The sequence below is a fragment of the Endozoicomonas sp. ALD040 genome (assembly GCF_049275945.1).
In the GTDB taxonomy this organism is placed as follows: Bacteria; Pseudomonadota; Gammaproteobacteria; order Pseudomonadales; family Endozoicomonadaceae; genus Endozoicomonas_A.
The window spans coordinates 1,960,138-1,976,963 of the sequence record NZ_CP184829.1 but is presented as its reverse complement, the minus strand read 5'-3'; the positions used below and the strand labels follow the sequence as shown (position 1 = coordinate 1,976,963).

The window sequence follows — 16,826 nt, the reverse complement described above, 5'->3', positions numbered from 1 at the left end:
GAAGCGTCTATCGCTCAGTCAGAGCATTCTGTCTGGCCCTGAGAATTGGCTTCATCAAATATTCCATCAGGGTTTTCTCTCCGGTGATAATATCGATGTTAGCCTTCATACCCGGGATGATTTCCAGTGGTTTTTCAGGGTTGCCAAGCTGATTTTCATGGGTTCTGACGCGAACGATGTAGAAACTTTCCCCTTTATCATCCTTTATCGTGTCTGCGCTTATGTGCTCTACCAAGCCTTCAAGCCCTCCATAGACGGCAAAGTCGTAGGCGGTCAGCTTAACGACAGACTTCATGCCTTCCCTGAGAAAGCCTATATCTTTAGGAGCGATCTGGGCTTCAACCAGCAGGGATTCCTCTACCGGGACAATTTCCATGACATCCATTCCAGGCTGTATAACTCCGCCTACGGTTTTAACATTGATCTTTTTAACAATGCCTTCGACCGGCGAGCGAAGCAGTGTCCTGACTACCTGATCTTCCAGACTGGTTTGTGTTTCAGACATCTGGTCCAGTTTGACTTCAACGTCTTTCAGCTCCTGAACCACTTCTTCCCGGAATTTGACAGTCAGTTCTCGCTTACGTGCCAGGGCCTCCTGATAGGCTGCATTCAGCTTGGGAATGGAGAGTTCTGTCATCTTCTTCTCAGAGGCCAGATCGTTGACTCTCTGCCTGAGCTGAATCATTTCTACGTGAGAAATAACGCCTTGCTCAGCCAGAGGTTCGGTCAATTCCAGCTCCTCTTCTCCCAGATCCAGACTGGTGGTTAAAAACTCCAGTTGTGACTCGGAAGCGGTCAGTTCGTGCTTGGCCTGAGAAGCTTGTTTGTTGACAATATCAAGCTCGGCTTTAAGACCGGCATCTCGTCTCTGGTAAATCTGTCTCTCTCGATCCACATAATCCTGGTAATGACTTAATTCGGGAGGAAATTTCAGTGGCTTGCCGGACAGTTCAGCACTAAGTCTGGCGGCTTTGGCCAGCTCACTGTAATACTCAACGGCACCTTCCCTGAAGGTGGACTTGAAGCGGGTGTCGTCCAGTTGCAGCAGCGGCTGCCCTTCCTTGACCAGCTCACCCTCCTGGACAAAAAGCTCTTCCAGTATGCCGCCTTCAAAGTTTTGAATGACCTGCAGATGAGAAGAGGGAACGACCTCTCCCATGCCCCGGGTGATTTCATCCAGTGGTGCCAGACTGGCCCAGGTGATGGCAGAGCCAATAGCCAGCAGCATGGTGTAAATAAGCAGCCTGCCGCCTCTTGGGGCTTTCATTAACATGGCAGCGCTGGTATCAGACATGTACTCCAGATCTTCTGCACTGACATTGTCTTCCAGTGAAGAAGTATTCTTCAGGTTTTCATCTTCTTCACTCTGCCTGTCCCGTTCTTCCAGCTCTTCGAGCACGGCTTCTTCGGTCAGAACTTCATGATCATCAGAACTCACTTCATACTCTGCCTCCCGGGACGGAGTTGTTGATTGAGTATTCGAAGTCTCATGAGGCTGATCTTCTGGTATTTCAGAAGTGTTTTTATCGTCCTTGTACTCGCTCATTGCACGATCCTGTTCAATCCATTCAAGGTCATTGGCAGCTCATTGCTGGCTGCAGGGTTACTCGATTTTGAGTTTGCCTTGCTTAAGGGCTGCGTGAACCTGATCCTTGGGTCCGTCCGCAACAATCTTTCCGTTATCCACCAGGATCAGGCGATCAACCAGCTCCAGCATGGAAGCCTTATGAGTGACCAGAACAATGGTTTTATCCTTGCATTGCTTTTTCAGTTGTTCTTTGACTCGCAATTCGGTGGTGTTATCCATGGAGCTGGACGGTTCATCAAGAACCAGGATTGGTGGGTCCATCAACAGAGCTCTGGCTAATGCGATACTCTGTCGCTGCCCGCCTGAGAGATTTTGTCCTCTTTCGCCCACGATCATATCCATGCCGTTTGGATGCTTGTTGGCGAATTCGGTAACACCAGATATTTCAGCCGCTTTCAGCAGAGCAGCGTCGTCAACGAAGCTGGCGCCGAGGGTGATGTTTTCCTTGATACTGCCATAGAACAGGGTGATGTCCTGAGAGACACAACCAATGCTGCTACGAAGGTCTGAAGGGTTGATCTGCCTCAGGTCAATACCATCGACCCGGATGGCGCCTTCATTGGGCTCATAAAGGCCAAGAATCAGCTTCTCTATCGTGGTTTTGCCAGAACCGATGCGACCGATAATAGCTACTTTTTCACCAGGTTTGATGTGCAGATTGATGTTTCTGAGGGCCTGGATCTCCTGACCCGGGTATGTGAAATCAACACCATCAAATTCAATGCTTCCGGCCAGCTCAGGACGATTGACATAGTCACGGTCTGCCGGACGTTCTACCGGCATGTCCATGATATCGTTAAGTCCATCCAGGGCTGATTTAGCCTGGTTGTAACGAGTGGCAAGACCTGCTACCTGAGCCATGGGGGCGAGGCATCGGCCTGACAACATAACGGTTGCAATCAGGCCACCCATACTGAGGTCACCCTCAGAAATCAGGAAAACACCGTAGGAGACCAGCGCAACGTTACACATCTGTTGAACATAAGCGCTGACCGTTGATGCGGAAGAACTCAACAATTTGGTTTTGATACTCCAGGTGGCTATGTGGCCGACCGCTTTTTCCCACTTGTACTGAATCTCGCTCTCTGCCTGGGCAATTTTCAGGGCTTCCATGCCTGAGAGGCTTTCAATCAAGGTAGCGTTTTTCTGGGAGTTGGAGCGCAGGGTTTTCTCAACGGAACGCTTGAGAGGGGCTTGAATAGCAAAACTGTAAATGGCAATCAGGGCCATACAGAGCAGGGGAATGTAAGCCAGTGGTCCACCCAGAATTAAAATCACCATCAATATGATCAGGGTGAAAGGGAGATCCACCAGGGCAATCACTGTTGATGAGGTGATAAACTCCCGAATGCTCTCAAATTCCTGAAGGCTCTTGGCAAAGGAGCCGACCGAAACCGGTTTGGCCGACATGCTCAAACCCAATACTCTCTCCATAACCCGGGATGAGAGCAATATGTCCGATTTTTTCCCGGCCAGGTCAATAAAATAACTTCGAATCATTTTCAGTACGAAGTCGAAGCTGAAGATAATAATGGCACCCACTGCCAGCACCCAGAGAGTATCAAAAGCCTGGTTAGGTACCACTCTGTCGTAAACATTCATGACAAACAGCGGGCTGGCCACCACAAAAATATTGATCAGTAGGGAAGCCAGCAGGACATCACGATAAATTCTCCAGGAGCCAAGAATGGTCCCCCAAAACCAATGTCGGGAGCGAATATTCAGCGTGGTGGGAGTACGCTTGTCATATCGGTGCTTTTCGCGAACATAGATGGTGTAGCCGGTATAGTACTCTTCCAGATCCGGGAGGTCGATGTTCCTGACACCTTCTCCGGCTTCAGGAATAATCACCCGGGCATTGCCTTCTTCATGATCGATATCAATCAGAATGCAGGCTTTACGTTCTTTCAGAAAAAGAACTGCAGGCGTTACCAGAGGAGAGATATCTTTCAACGCTCTTTTGTGAGTTTTCGACGCAAGACCCGCTCTTTGGGCTGCTCGGGAAAACAGCTCTGCGGTCAGTTTGCCATTTTCCAGAGGTAGTCCGGCACGAAGAGAGTCGTGAGAAAAGGGCTTTCCATAATGCTTGGTTAGAATACTGAGGCATTCCAGTAAAGGATCAAACTCCTTTTGACCGCTCTCGGGTATGCCCCACTCTTCGTTTGCATCTTCTGCAGCTGCACTGTAATTCATAGTTCATTGCCAATGAAATAAAAAATAAATAACAGAGGTACTGCTTATATCTGTTAAAAGGTTTCTGAATTAATACTAGCGTAGTTTATTGGTCTTAAATGATTAATAAGAAAGTAATTAAAGAGTGTCTTATATCTGACGTTTAATTGTTGTTAATGACATAAAATACTAAATATGATGCTTTTTCGGCATGGAGGTAGTTTGTGAGCTTTGAAGGAATTAAGTCTTTTGCTGCGAGCCATTTAAGTCTTTCCGGTTTTAAAAATGATTGTAAAAGATTATATGGAAAAATTTTTGGAAAACTGGTTCACGTCCTTGAAGCGCTATCGACGGCTTTAGATAAAGTCAGCAGATCACCCAGGACCGAATTGTCATTTAATAAGTCTATTTACAAACGCAAAACCGATCCCTGGAGTGTTGGGGTCAAACTTCATTACTGGCGCCTTGAACGAAATGAGCAGAGAGCAAGATTGTTGATGAATGACTTTCTGGAAAATCTGGTTGAAAGAGGTGCTGGGATCGAAGACCTTTCCTCCGATAAGGCTAAAGCATTGACAAGTGAGTTAATTGAGATCCTTCTTGAGCTGGACACCACTGTTTTTAAAGCATTTTCCATTGCTAAAGGTCGTAAAGCCGCAGTGGTTGATATGGGGCAGGCAATGGGTGCTCTTTTTGATGAGGTTAAAGATTCAATAGTCGGTAGCGAAAAATTAAAAGAGCTATTAGGTGAAAAAGGTTTTTTATATCACTTTGCTCGTGCCTGTAAACAGCTGAATTTTATTGAGGTGGATGAGAAATCAGAAGATGGCGAAGTATTCAAGGCTCGTGCAATCAATTGTTTGAGTATAAGAGGTCGCAACTTTGTGGAAAATACTTTGCCGTTTTACTTCGAGATGACGTACAGAGAGCTTCAGGATCAAAAAGAATCATTACAAAAACAAATTGATGAAGTATCTGCCGACGATAAAGATCTTCGGCCCATTACTGACCTCATTTACGAGAGATTTCGTTTGCAAGATTGAGTATTACCTTAAAAACCCGAGTTTGTTACGCCTCGGGTTTTTATTCAATGGTATTCACAGAGTTCAATGATCAACTCTTATCAAACACCTCTTCCTGAATTCTTTTAATACCAATGTGTCGTACATCTCTGCCTTTCACGAGATAGATAACGTATTCCGCCAGGTTGCGGGCATGATCGCCAATCCGTTCCAGTGATCTTAATACCCACATAATATTCAGAACCCGGGTAATGGATCTTGGGTCTTCCATCATGTAGGTGACCAGTTCCCGTGTGGCACTCTTGTATTCCCGGTCGACGGTTTTATCTTCCTTGGCAACCGCCAGAGCAAGATTGGCATCGAAACGGGCAAAAGCATTCAGTGCATCCTGTACCATCTGTCGTACATGGTTACCAATATGGCGGGTCTCGATATAACCTTTGGGCGCTTCGCCCTGTTCAGTGAGACTGATGGCAAAGCGGGCAATTTTTGCCGCCTCGTCACCAATTCTTTCCAGATCGGTCGCGGCCTTGGAGCAGGCAATCACCAGACGGAGGTCACTGGCTGCTGGCTGGCGTCTGGCCAGAATGCGGGAACATTCTTCATCAATGGCCAGTTCCATGAAGTTAATGTCGGTGTCTTTCTCGCAGACCACCACAGCTCCTTCGCTGTCAGCATTGATCAGGGCATTGATCGCGTCGGATACTTGCTTTTCAACCTGCCCGCCCATGGACAGGAGGTTGTTTCGTAACTCCTCCAGTTCATGGTTGAATTGCTGGGAAATATGATGGCTAAGAAGTTCGCTTTTGGTATCCATGAGTTTTCCAGGTGCTTTCTTGGCAATAGCTATGGCATTTAGCCGTAACGACCGGTTATATAGTCTTCAGTTTGTTTCTTTTGTGGGTTTGTGAACAGCGTGTCCGTATCATCGAATTCAATGAGCTTACCCATATACATAAATGCTGTGTAATCAGAGACGCGAGCAGCCTGTTGCATATTGTGGGTAACGATGGCAATGGTGAATTTGGACTTGAGCTTGTTAATCAGCTCTTCAATTTTTAATGTTGAAATGGGGTCCAGGGCTGAAGCCGGTTCGTCCAGCAGCAGAACTTCAGGCTCCACAGCAATGGTTCGGGCGATCACCAGACGCTGTTGCTGACCACCGGACATGCCCAGGGCGCTTTCATGGAGGCGATCCTTAACTTCATCCCAAAGTGCTGCACTGCGCAGGGCCCACTCTACGACTTCATCCAGAACACGCTTTTTGTTGATGCCCTGAATGCGAAGACCGTAGGCGACATTTTCATAAATACTCTTCGGGAAGGGGTTTGGCTTCTGGAATACCATGCCAACACGACGGCGGAGGTCCGCGACATTGACGCCCTTCTGATAGATATTCTGGTTATCCAGCTGAATTTCACCTTTGACGCGGCAGCCTTCCACCAGATCATTCATTCTGTTCATACTGCGCAACAGCGTGGATTTACCACAGCCTGATGGACCAATAAACGCGGTTACCCTGCGTTTCGGAATGGTCAGGGAAATATCGTGCAGTGCCTGCTTCTCACCGTAAAACAGGTTCAAATTTCTGATATCCAGACATTTTTCTTCCTGCTGCAGGCTGAGCTTGCGACGGCTACGTCCCAGGCTGTCGAGATTAAACGCCGGAGTTGAGCTGGTCTCCTCGGGAGTGGCTCTACTCTTTTGGTTCTCTGTCCGGGTGGGTGTATTCAAGTCCAGTGCCTCATCCAGCATGATGTTACCTTTAATTAAACCTTCCTGGCTCAGTCAGGGAAACTTTTTTGTAGCAAACTAATCTCACGCTTCCAGACTCTTGTATTTTTCACGCAAATGGTTGCGAATAGCTACTGCTGAAAGGTTAAGAACCGCGATGACAATAACCAGCAGCAGAGCGGTGGCGTAAACCAGTGGTCTGGCCGCTTCTACGTTAGGACTCTGGAAGCCGACATCGTAAATATGGAAGCCCAGGTGCATGAATTTCTGATCCAGATGCAGGAAAGGATAATTAGTATCCAGAGGCAAGCTGGGAGCCAGTTTCACCACGCCAACCAGCATCAGAGGTGCAACTTCCCCAGCGGCACGGGCAACAGCCAGGATCAATCCTGTCATCATGGCAGGGCTGGCCATGGGCAGAACGACTCGCCAGAGTGTTTCTGCTTTGGTCGCCCCCAGCGCCAGACTGCCCTCACGGACAGAGCTTGGAATACGTGATAGCCCCTCCTCGGTGGCAACAATAACAACAGGTAATGTTAATAAGGCCAGAGTAATCGATGCCCAGAGTAGTCCCGGTGTACCAAAGGTCGGTGCTGGCAGTGCTTCCTGGAAAAATAACTGGTCAATCTGGCTTCCGGCAAAATAGATGAAGAAACCAAGACCAAATACGCCGTATACAATGGAAGGGACACCCGCCAGGTTATTCACGGCCACGCGAATAGTTCGGGTCAGCCAACCCTGATTAGCGTATTCACGGAGGTAAACCGCCGCTATTACACCAAATGGGGTCACGATGATCGACATCAGAATCACCATCATGACTGTACCGAAAATAGCCGGGAAAACCCCCCCTTCCGTGTTTGCTTCTCTGGGATCGTCAGTGATAAATTCGCCGACCTTGTCGAGATAGAAAAACATTTTCTGGGTCAGGGTCATGGCATTGGGTTTATAGGCCCGGACGATTTTGCCAAAAGATTGCTCAATCTCTTTACCATCAATGGTTGTAGCCACCAGACTATCACGATTGAAAGCCACATAAAGATCACCCAGTCTGGCTTCCATCACCTTATATTCAGCCTGAAATACCTTGCGTTGTGCTTCGATATCGGCGAGGGCCTGAGGGGTATCTGTACCATTAAGTTCGAGGGCACGCTGTTCCAGACGAAGGCGCTCCAGCTTAGCGTTGACGGTACCTATTTCGTGCTTTTCGATGGCGTAGATTTCGTCGTAGATAGACAGGGCTCTGTTCAGTCTCTTCTGGAACTCTGGCCAGGCGGCTTCACCCTCGGCAATAATTTTGCCATCCTGTTTGATGTTGTTCAGATAACCGTAGAAGTTACCCCACTCCCTGCGCTCCAGAGCAATGATATTTTCAGGGTAACGGCGATTCTCAAGCCAAAGATCAATGACCCAGGCAAAGTCTGAGCCTGAAACATCTCTGTTACCGACTTTCAGCAGATCACGGGTCAGTGTTTCCATTCCCTTGGGTACCGGCAGACCTGCCGCCTCAAGGCGGGTTGCAGAAACAGTTTCAGTGTCTGCTATTTCTCCAGCAATCAAGCGGGCTTCCTGGCCGGGAGGGGCATAGTCTGCCACCAGAATTTGTGCTGGCCAGAAGTGACCCAGACCCCGGATCGCTATCAAACCCAGAAGGCCGACAACAAGAATCACACTGATGGCCACCGCTCCGGCATTAAGCCAAACCCAGGGGGAGCCAGTCTGGTACCACTTGGTTATTTTATTACTCATGTTCCGGCTCCTTCCTTAAAGCGAACTGTACTTCTTGCGCAGTCGATGACGAACCATCTCGGCAGCGGTATTAACGACAAAGGTGAACAGGAAAAGCACCAGTGCAGCAAGGAATAGAATTCGATAGTGGCTGCTGCCGACTTCGGATTCAGGCATTTCAACAGCAATGTTGGCAGCCAGGGTTCTCATGCCTTCGAAGATATTGGCGTCCATGATGGGCGTGTTGCCGGTAGCCATCAGTACGATCATCGTTTCACCCACGGCGCGGCCCATACCAATCATCACGGCAGAGAATATGCCCGGGCTGGCGGTCAGCAATACCACCCGCATCAAGGTCTGCCAAGGCGTCGCACCCAGTGCCAGAGAGCCATAACTCAGATGTTTGGGAACACTGAAAATGGCATCCTCAGCGATAGAAAAAATGGTGGGGATCACTGCAAAGCCCATTGCCAGTCCCACTACCAGAGCATTGCGCTGATCGTAAGGAATGCCCAGATCAGTGGTCAGCCAGGTTCTCAGGTCACCATCAAAGAAGGTTGCTTCAATGGTACCGTTCAGGTTCATGGCAATAGCACCACTGATCAGTACCACAGGGATGAGCAGGGCTGCTTGCCAACCCTCCGGGACGGCGTGGCGGATTTTACCGGGCATGGAGTCCCAGGCAAAAGCAAAGAGCAATATGCCGATTGGAACAATCAACAAGAGTGCAAATATTCCTGCCAGACTGTTTTCGATCAGGGGGGCCAGCCAGAGACCGGCCAGAAAACCCAGAATGACCGTAGGCAGTGCTTCCATCAACTCAATGACAGGCTTTACTTTACGACGCATGGCTGGCGCCATGAAGTAAGCCGTATAGATGGCTCCGGCTATTGCCAGAGGTGTAGCCAGTAACATGGCGTAAAAGGCGGCCTTGAGAGTGCCGAAGGCCAGAGGGGTCAGGCTCAGCTTTGGCTCAAAGTCATTATTCGATGCAGACGACTGCCAGATATATTCAGGCTTCTCATAACCCTCATACCAGACTCTACCCCAGAGAGCCGACAAGGATACTTCCGGATGTTCATTTTCAACACGCCAGAATTCGGTAGAGCCATTGCTACTCACCAGCATGTAGTTGCTACGGGGGGCAATAACCAGTTGCTCAACAGGACCGTCGGTCAGCTTCTCAGTCAGCAGGGTTCTGTTGGCTGTGGTGTAGAAGATGCCAACATTACCCTTGTCATCGGCTGCCAGAAAGCCCTTGCGGCGATGCTCAGGCACTATCTGCATAATAGGTTCACCGGCCAGCTCGAACTCGCGAATTCTTTGCAGGTGCCACTGGTTTTGTTCATCTCTGACCATGAACCACTGGCTGACCATGCCGGTGTCATCGCCTATCAGCAGAGAAACTCCACCCAACAGGAATGTCATGGTTGTTACTCTGGCCGAGTCGTTAGTCAGGTCAGTCTCTGACACGACGTGAGGCTGATTGATGTTGCTGATATCGATCAGTGTCAGGCCATCAGCACCGGATTGAACAAAAAGCCAGTGCTGATCCGGAGCAATCAGTACATCGTGAACAGGTCCATCCACTTCGGGCAGAGTGACACTCATTTCTTCAAGCGTGACTTCTTCCGTCAGGAAGTTTTCTTCCTTGCTAAAAGCGGTCATATAGAGGCGCTTGTCACCATAACCGGTGAGTAGCAGCTGATCTTCACTATCACTGATACTCAGGTGTGAAACAGCCTCATTATCCGTTATCAGATCAATCGCTTCCTCACCATATGGGTAGGTGACCCTTGGCGTGATCAGCCTCTTGTCATCAGGCCAGGTAATTTGATAGCCGTGCTTGAAAATGATGACCTGACCATTACTCAGACCCGCAGCCAGGAGGTTGCTATCGGATGGATCATTGTTAATTGTGGTGACTGAGGTCCCGGCAGGAAGGGGCAGGGAATAGCGATATTTCTGCCCTCCGGTTCGGGTGGATGAAAAAGTCAGGGCACCGTCGGCAGTGATGGAAAAAGCCAGTTCAGCCTGTTCTTCCATACTCTGATAGAGAGGGCGCTGCTCCCCTGTGATCGTCTGTGTCCAGGTACTGCTTTGTTCAATTTCTGCACTTTTGAATAAAGGCCCAACTTCGTACAGAAGATAGATGAAGATCAGCAGAATGGCGGCAATAACACCGAGGCCACCGACGGCTACACCCCACCGGGTCAGGTGATCTTTGAGAAAGCGAAGTGACTGATGACGTTTATGAGCCGGGGTGTTGTAATCGACACCAGGGCTGTCTTCTATTATTGGTTGGTACATGGCACTGGTCGCAGAGATTATTGAGCGTACCTTAAAAGGTCTGTGTTACAGAAATATGACAGAATTGAAAAAAATGGGAGTTGAGTACTCAAGCCGCCACTCTCAGTATCTTGGAACAGTATACCCGGTATTGAGCGATAGATAGCCGTGACCGGACACGCTGTCTGAAAAACACCGCAGCCAAACCGCACTCTATTCAGTATCAGCTACACTGAGGCTCCAGCTGAAGAAAAGCGAAAATTTGTGTGCAACTTAAAACCGTTTTCTTTCATATTTACACTCTTGATCTCTCTGGCAGCCAGTGGATTTGCTGCTGACAACTCTCAAGGACTTCTTATTGGTATTCCCGCAACGCAAGAAGGAAAGGCAAAGCAATGGTTCGATGCGCCCTCACAAGCAAGGTCAACTGATGACGTTAAAGTTTCCCTCCTGTCATCTCTCTGGCAGTGGCTAATGTCTTCGGAGATTGTTCCTGAGAAAAGAGAGAAAAATAGCACGGGTTTTACACTGCCGGAATGGCCCACATCAACACCTGAATCCGCCTTGCGATTATCAGGAGGCGGATTTCCACCAGACCCACCGCCTCCACCATTTATGCCGGGTATTCCCGGCAAGGGATTGTTTAATAGGCCCGACTGGCAGTTTGATTACCTGTCAGTTCTGTTCAGGATCAGTCAGTGGCTGAGACAATGGCTTTATAATGGATATCCCACCACTTCCGGTCAATCCAAACAATTCGTCAGTGACACAGATTTATCTGCGGTCTTGGCAGGGATTAAACAGAGCAGGGCGTTCAACAGTTCATTATTCAGTCAGGTGCCGTTAGATGCCCCGGAACTGCTTGCTCAACTATCGGGGAAAGGTTTGTCTGGTCACAGGCAGTTGCATCAGCCAGAAACAGTTTTGTTGTATCCCGTTTTTATGCTGCCTCAATCTGATTTGGATGACTTTGAAGAAGCGCAGGGGGTTGAATATGTTGGGGAAACTTGCAGAGCATGCCGGAATAACCTTGAAGAATCTGATGACGTGGTGAAGACGTCATGCTTGCATTTGTTCCATATGGACTGCCTGAAACGGTGTCTAACAAAAGAAATTAACATTAAAGGCTACCATTTCTGTCCATATTGTCGGCAGGATCAGAGTGCTCTGGGTGACTTTCTGATCCAGAAAGAAATGCAAGAGGTGGCTCATATTGTGAAGGAAATGCTATTAGAGAGAGGAACCTGGCCTGAGAATGACAGGTATATCTATGAAAGGCTGATTCGTGCAGGAGCTAGCAGTGACCCGGCCATCACTGAGCAGATACAGGCACTTTGGCCATTAGTTAACTTTTACTCTGTGCAGCATCTGGTGTCACAAGTGCAGTCAGGAAGAGCGACCTGGCCTGACAATGATGGGCATATCTTTTTAGAATTGAGAATGGCAAAAGGTATCGATGATCCGGAAATTGCTGAGCAGGTGCGGGTACTTTGGCCTTCAGTTTGTTTGTACTCCCTGCAAAATCTGATCTCACAAATAGAAGCAGGGAGAAAGACCTGGCCTGACGATGAGCGTGATATCGCTCTGAGGTTGAGAATGGCACTGGACAGTAATGTTCCGGCCATTGTTAAGCAGGCACGGGCACTTAAGCCGACCATTTTTCTTTACTCTGTGCAGCATCTGGTGTTACTAATGCAAGCAGGAAAAGGTGTCTGGCCAGACGATGACCGTGGTGTCTTCGAAATGTTGAATGTTGCCTTATTTGGTACTGATGACCATTTCTTAGCAGGCTTGAGTGTTGGGTTAAATGTTGGGTTATATGGTACTGATGGAACCATCGCTGAAGCATGGAGGGATGGTGATAACCTAGCCACTTTTGAGCAGGCAAGTGCACTTTATCCATTGGTGAATTTGTACTCTGCGCAGCATCTGATGTCACAAGTGCAGGCTGGGAAAAGGAGTTGGCCCGGAAGTGATCTCCTGGGGTCGTTGCGGGGATTAGTAAATAGCCCTGATCCAGCCATTGCTGAGCAGGCACGGGCTATTTATCCATTAGCTAATTTGTACGCTTTACAATATCAGGTGTCACAAATGCGGGCAGGGAGAGAGACCTGGCCAAATAATGACTGGCATATCCATGAAAAGTTGAGTATTGCAAAAACTAGCAATGATCTGGCTGTTGCTGAGCAGGCAGAAGCACTTGAGCCACTGGTTAATTTTTACTCTGTCAGGAATCTGTTGTCGCTGAGGCAGGCTTGGGGTGATATCTGGCCTGATGACGACAGTGATATCTATACAAGGTTGAGAAGTGCACAAGGAAGCGATGATCCGGCCATTGCTGAGCAGGCACGGGCACTTGAGCCAGCCGTTAATTTTTGCTCCGTGCAGAACCTGGTGTCACGAATGCAGAGAGGATTAAGGATCAGCTGGCCTGAAGATGATAATAGTGTCTATTTAAAGTTGAGTAGTGCAGAAAAATGCACTGATCCGGCCATTGCTCAGCAGGCGAGGGCACTTAAACCATTAGTTGATCAATATAAGAGATAAGTCGTCAGGGAATTGATTCCGGGCTGCTTTTTCAGCGAGACCTCTCTGCTTCAATATCTCAGGCAGGTGTGCCCGCACTATGAGCTACACTCAGGCTCCGACTGAAGAAGAGCGAAAGTTTGTGTGCGACTTAAAACCATTTTCTTTTGTAAGTTCTTGATCTCTCTGGCAGTCATTGGATTTGCTGCTGACAACTCTCAAGGACTTCTGCTCGTCGTCGTAAATGGGACGTCTGATCAGGAAGCTTGTCTGATATCCGATTTTGTCTACTTTGTGCCTGAAGGCGCTCTGCTCTTGCCCTCACCAGTAAGGTCAACTGATGACGTTAAAGGCTCATTTCTCCAGCAGCCCGTTTTCTTCCTATCATCTCTGTGGCGGTGGCTAATGTCCTCGGAGAATGTTCCTGAGGAAAGAGAGAAAAATGGCACAGGCTTTGCACTGCCGGAATGGCCCACATCAACACCTGAATCCGCCTTGCGATTATCAGGAGGCGGATTTCCACCCGACCCACCACCTCCACCATTTATGCCGGGCCTTCCTGGCAAGGGATTGTTTAATAGGCCTGACTGGCAGCTTGACTACCTGTCAGCTCTGTTCAGGATCGGGCAGTGGTTGAAACAATGGTTTTATGATGGATATCGCAGCACTACCGGTCAATCCGGACAATTCGTCAGTGACAAAGATTTATCTGCGGCTTTGGCAGGGATTACACAGAAGAGGGCGTTCAACAGGTCGTTATTCAGTCAGGTGCCGTTAGATATCTCGGAACTGCTTGCTCAACTATCGGGGAAAGGTTTGTCTGGTCACAGGCAGGTACATCAGCCAGAAACAGTTATGTTGTATCCCGTTTTTATGCTGCCTCAATCTGATTCGAATGACTTTGAAGAAGCGCAGGGGGTTGAATATGTTGGGGAAACTTGCGGAGCATGCCGGAATAACTTTGAAGAATCTGACAACCTGGTGAAAACGTCGTGTTTGCATTTGTTCCATATGGACTGCCTGAAACGGTGGCTAACAAAAGAAATTAACATGAAAGGCAACCATTTATGTCCATATTGTCGGCAGGATCAGAGTGCTCTGGGTGACTTTCTGATCCAGAAAGAAATGCAAGAGGTGGCTCACATTGTGACGGAAATGCTTTTAGAAAGAGGGACCTGGCCTGAAAATGACAGGTATATCTATGAAAGGCTGATCCATGCAGGAGTCAGCAATGATCCGGCCATCGCTGAGCAGGTGCGGGCACTTTGGCCATTAGTTAATTTTTACTCTGTGCGGCATCTGGTGTCCCAAGTGCAGTCAGGGAGAGCGACCTGGCCTGACAATGATGGGCATATCTTTTTAGAGTTGAGAATGGCAGAAGCTATCGATGATCCGGAAATTGCTGAGCAGGTGCGGTCACTTTGGCCGTCAGTTTGTTTGTACTTCCTGCAACATCTGATGTCACAAATAGAAGCAGGGAGAAGGACCTGGCCTGACGATGACAGTGTTATCTTCCTACGGTTGAGAATGGCACTGGACAGCAATGATCCGGCCATTGTTGAGCAAGCACGGGCACTTAAGCCGGCAATTTTTCTGTATTGCGTGCAGCATCTGGTGTCACAAATGCAGGCAGGAACAGGGGTCTGGCCTGAAGATGACGATAGTGTCCTCGAAATGCTGAATGTTGCCTTATTTGGTACTGATGAACATTTCTTCCTGGACGTGAATATTGCGAAATTTGGTTCTAATGGAACCATTCGTGAGGAATTTAGGGGATATGGCGATAATGCAGCCACTGCTGAGCGGGCCAGTGCACTTTATCCATTAGTGAATTTATACTCTGCGCAGCATCTGATTTCACAAGTGCAGGCTGGGAAAAGGAGTTGGCCTGGAGACCGGAGTGATCACCTGGGGTACCTGGGGTCGTTGTGGAGATTAGAAAATAACCCTGACCCGGCCATTGCTGAGCAGGCACGGGCCATTTATCCATTAGCTAATTTGTACGCTTTACAATATCAGGTGTCACAAATGCGGGCAGGGAGAGAGACCTGGCCTGAAAATGATAGGGGTATCCATGAAAGGTTGAGTATTGCAAAAGCTAGCAATGATCTGGCTGTTGCTGAGCAGGCAGAAGCACTTGAGCCATTGGTTAATTTTTACTCTGTCAGGAATCTGTTGTCACTGAATCGGGCTTGGGGAGATATCTGGCCTAATGACGACAGTGATATCTACACAAGGTTGAGAAGTGCACAAGGAAGTGATGATCCGGCCATTGCCGAGCAGGCACGGGCACTTGAGCCAGCCGTTAATTTTTACTCCGTGCAGAACCTGGTGTCACGAATGCAGAAAGGATTGAGGGTTAGCTGGCCTGAAGATGATAATAGTGTCTATTTAAAGTTGAGTAGTGCAGGAAAATGCACTGATCCGGCCATTGCTCAGCAAGCGCGGGCACTTAAACCATTAGTTGATCATTATAAGAGTAAGTCGTCAGGGAATTGATTCCAGGCTGCTTTTTCAGCGAGACCTCTCTGCTTCAATCTGGTTATCAGTGGGTAACGATTCTCTACGAGTGTACACAGATTGTACCCATGAGGAAAAGTCGTTGTAACCGAAAGCTTTGAACCTCAGCCTTCTGGCAAGTTCAGTCTGTCTGCTCAGGTCTTAGAGTTTTGTGACGACCAATGTCGTACTACTCTTCATAGGGATCGACATCCATATCGGAATCAACATCCCACCCTGCTCCATAGGTGTCGCTGGAATATTCCAGGGTGCCCGCAGGCTCCGTTGAATGATTATTTATTAGCGAAGATTGCGAAATTGGGAATAACCCGGCTATTAGGGCGTCAAAAAACGAATGTCCACCAGCTTGTGGCTGAAAGGTTTGTGATTCTGTCATCCCGTGATGAGTTTGGTTCGCCGAACTTACTTCGGATTTCAGCGACTCTTCAGTTGATCCACCACCGTCGTATTGTCCGAGTCTGCAAAAGCCATTGCAGGAATCGAAGGAACAATTAAAACTCATAGTATGGTTCCCAAGCTCCCTAAGATAACCATCAATGTCGCTTACCATAACGCCGTATGGCCGAAATCGCTCAAGGGGGAACTCTGTGGCAAGTGAACGTGTCCAGACGATTTTCACCATAGGTTCAGGCCAAGTCGCGGGGTCAGGACCAGCCAAAAGATGGCTGATTGATGCTGAGTTTTCTGGTTCGCGAAATGCAATTCTTGGAATGTGAATACCCAAAGAACGACCGGTTCCCAGCTTATCTCTTTGCGTTTCCGTCGTGTCATGATGAGTGTGGCCCGTCGAACTTCTTTCAAAACCCTGTGACAGGAATCGACAAACACCATGACAGGAATCGACGAAACAATTTAAACCCAAAGTATGTCGGGATTGTTTGGGGTCCTGGTGACCGCCCCCAGAGCCGGAAGACATGAGGCTGGAGAAAGCAGCTGTATGATGGGGAATTATTCCTGAGGCTTGCGATTGAGATGGCTGGCTTTGTGGCTGACTTTGTGGTTGGTTTTGTTGCCCGTAGTGTCCTCGGCCATACATAAGCAAGCCGAAAGCAGCTATTGCCTCTACTACGGATATCCATGAATAAGGTTTGGCGCCCAGAGGGGTGTTGCCGAACTCGACAATAAAATGTCTTTCTGATGATTCGGCGTGACAGGTAACAGTCAGCCACGCCAGCAATAACAGCAATGACGAAGAGAGTGTTTTTTTCAAAACTTAATCCTTACATCTGTTTTGTGTTTTTCCTGAA

10 protein-coding genes are annotated in these 16,826 nt (G+C 48.4%); 3 read left to right on the top strand and 7 right to left on the bottom strand.

The features are described 5' to 3' along the window. Window positions 1-7 precede the first annotated feature (7 nt). A complete protein-coding gene (locus ACOJUN_RS06555) occupies window positions 8-1,546 on the bottom strand; it encodes an HlyD family type I secretion periplasmic adaptor subunit (protein WP_422135858.1) in 1,539 nt (512 codons plus the stop codon). Between the two features lie 57 nt (window positions 1,547-1,603). Then, on the bottom strand, window positions 1,604-3,781 hold the full coding sequence (locus tag ACOJUN_RS06550) for a type I secretion system permease/ATPase (RefSeq protein WP_422135857.1): 2,178 nt from the start codon (window positions 3,779-3,781) through the stop codon (window positions 1,604-1,606). A gap of 203 nt (window positions 3,782-3,984) precedes the next feature. Here ACOJUN_RS06550 and ACOJUN_RS06545 point away from each other — a divergent pair, with 203 nt between their 5' ends. Next, window positions 3,985-4,803, top strand: coding sequence for a hypothetical protein (locus ACOJUN_RS06545; RefSeq protein WP_422135856.1), 819 nt, complete (start codon window positions 3,985-3,987; stop codon window positions 4,801-4,803). Window positions 4,804-4,873: 70 nt separating this feature from the next. Here the strand turns inward: ACOJUN_RS06545 and phoU are convergent, their stop codons facing one another. The 4 genes from phoU to ACOJUN_RS06525 all read right to left on the bottom strand — a co-directional run bounded on the left by phoU (window position 4,874) and on the right by ACOJUN_RS06525 (window position 10,554). Beyond that, on the bottom strand, window positions 4,874-5,599 hold the full coding sequence (phoU, locus tag ACOJUN_RS06540) for a phosphate signaling complex protein PhoU (RefSeq protein WP_422135855.1): 726 nt from the start codon (window positions 5,597-5,599) through the stop codon (window positions 4,874-4,876). 38 nt (window positions 5,600-5,637) lie between these two features. Beyond that, window positions 5,638-6,537: a phosphate ABC transporter ATP-binding protein PstB gene (pstB, locus tag ACOJUN_RS06535; protein WP_422135854.1), complete on the bottom strand. Its 900-nt coding sequence runs from the start codon at window positions 6,535-6,537 to the stop codon at window positions 5,638-5,640. 63 nt (window positions 6,538-6,600) lie between these two features. Beyond that, window positions 6,601-8,265, bottom strand: a complete 1,665-nt coding sequence (gene pstA, locus ACOJUN_RS06530; RefSeq protein ID WP_422135853.1) for a phosphate ABC transporter permease PstA — start codon at window positions 8,263-8,265, stop codon at window positions 6,601-6,603. Between the two features lie 15 nt (window positions 8,266-8,280). Continuing rightward, window positions 8,281-10,554, bottom strand: a complete 2,274-nt coding sequence (locus ACOJUN_RS06525) for an ABC transporter permease subunit (protein ID WP_422135852.1) — start codon at window positions 10,552-10,554, stop codon at window positions 8,281-8,283. Window positions 10,555-11,007: 453 nt separating this feature from the next. Between ACOJUN_RS06525 and ACOJUN_RS06520 the strand changes: the two genes are divergently transcribed. Beyond that, window positions 11,008-13,080, top strand: a complete 2,073-nt coding sequence (locus ACOJUN_RS06520) for an RING finger protein (protein WP_422135851.1) — start codon at window positions 11,008-11,010, stop codon at window positions 13,078-13,080. A 384-nt stretch (window positions 13,081-13,464) separates the two neighbouring features. Continuing rightward, complete coding sequence (locus ACOJUN_RS06515) at window positions 13,465-15,558, top strand: RING finger protein (protein ID WP_422135850.1); 2,094 nt, start codon at window positions 13,465-13,467, stop codon at window positions 15,556-15,558. Window positions 15,559-15,748: 190 nt separating this feature from the next. Here ACOJUN_RS06515 and ACOJUN_RS06510 read toward each other — a convergent pair whose 3' ends face one another. Beyond that, window positions 15,749-16,789 (bottom strand): hypothetical protein, encoded by a 1,041-nt coding sequence (locus tag ACOJUN_RS06510; protein WP_422135849.1) that lies wholly within the window; start codon window positions 16,787-16,789, stop codon window positions 15,749-15,751. Window positions 16,790-16,826 lie beyond the last annotated feature (37 nt).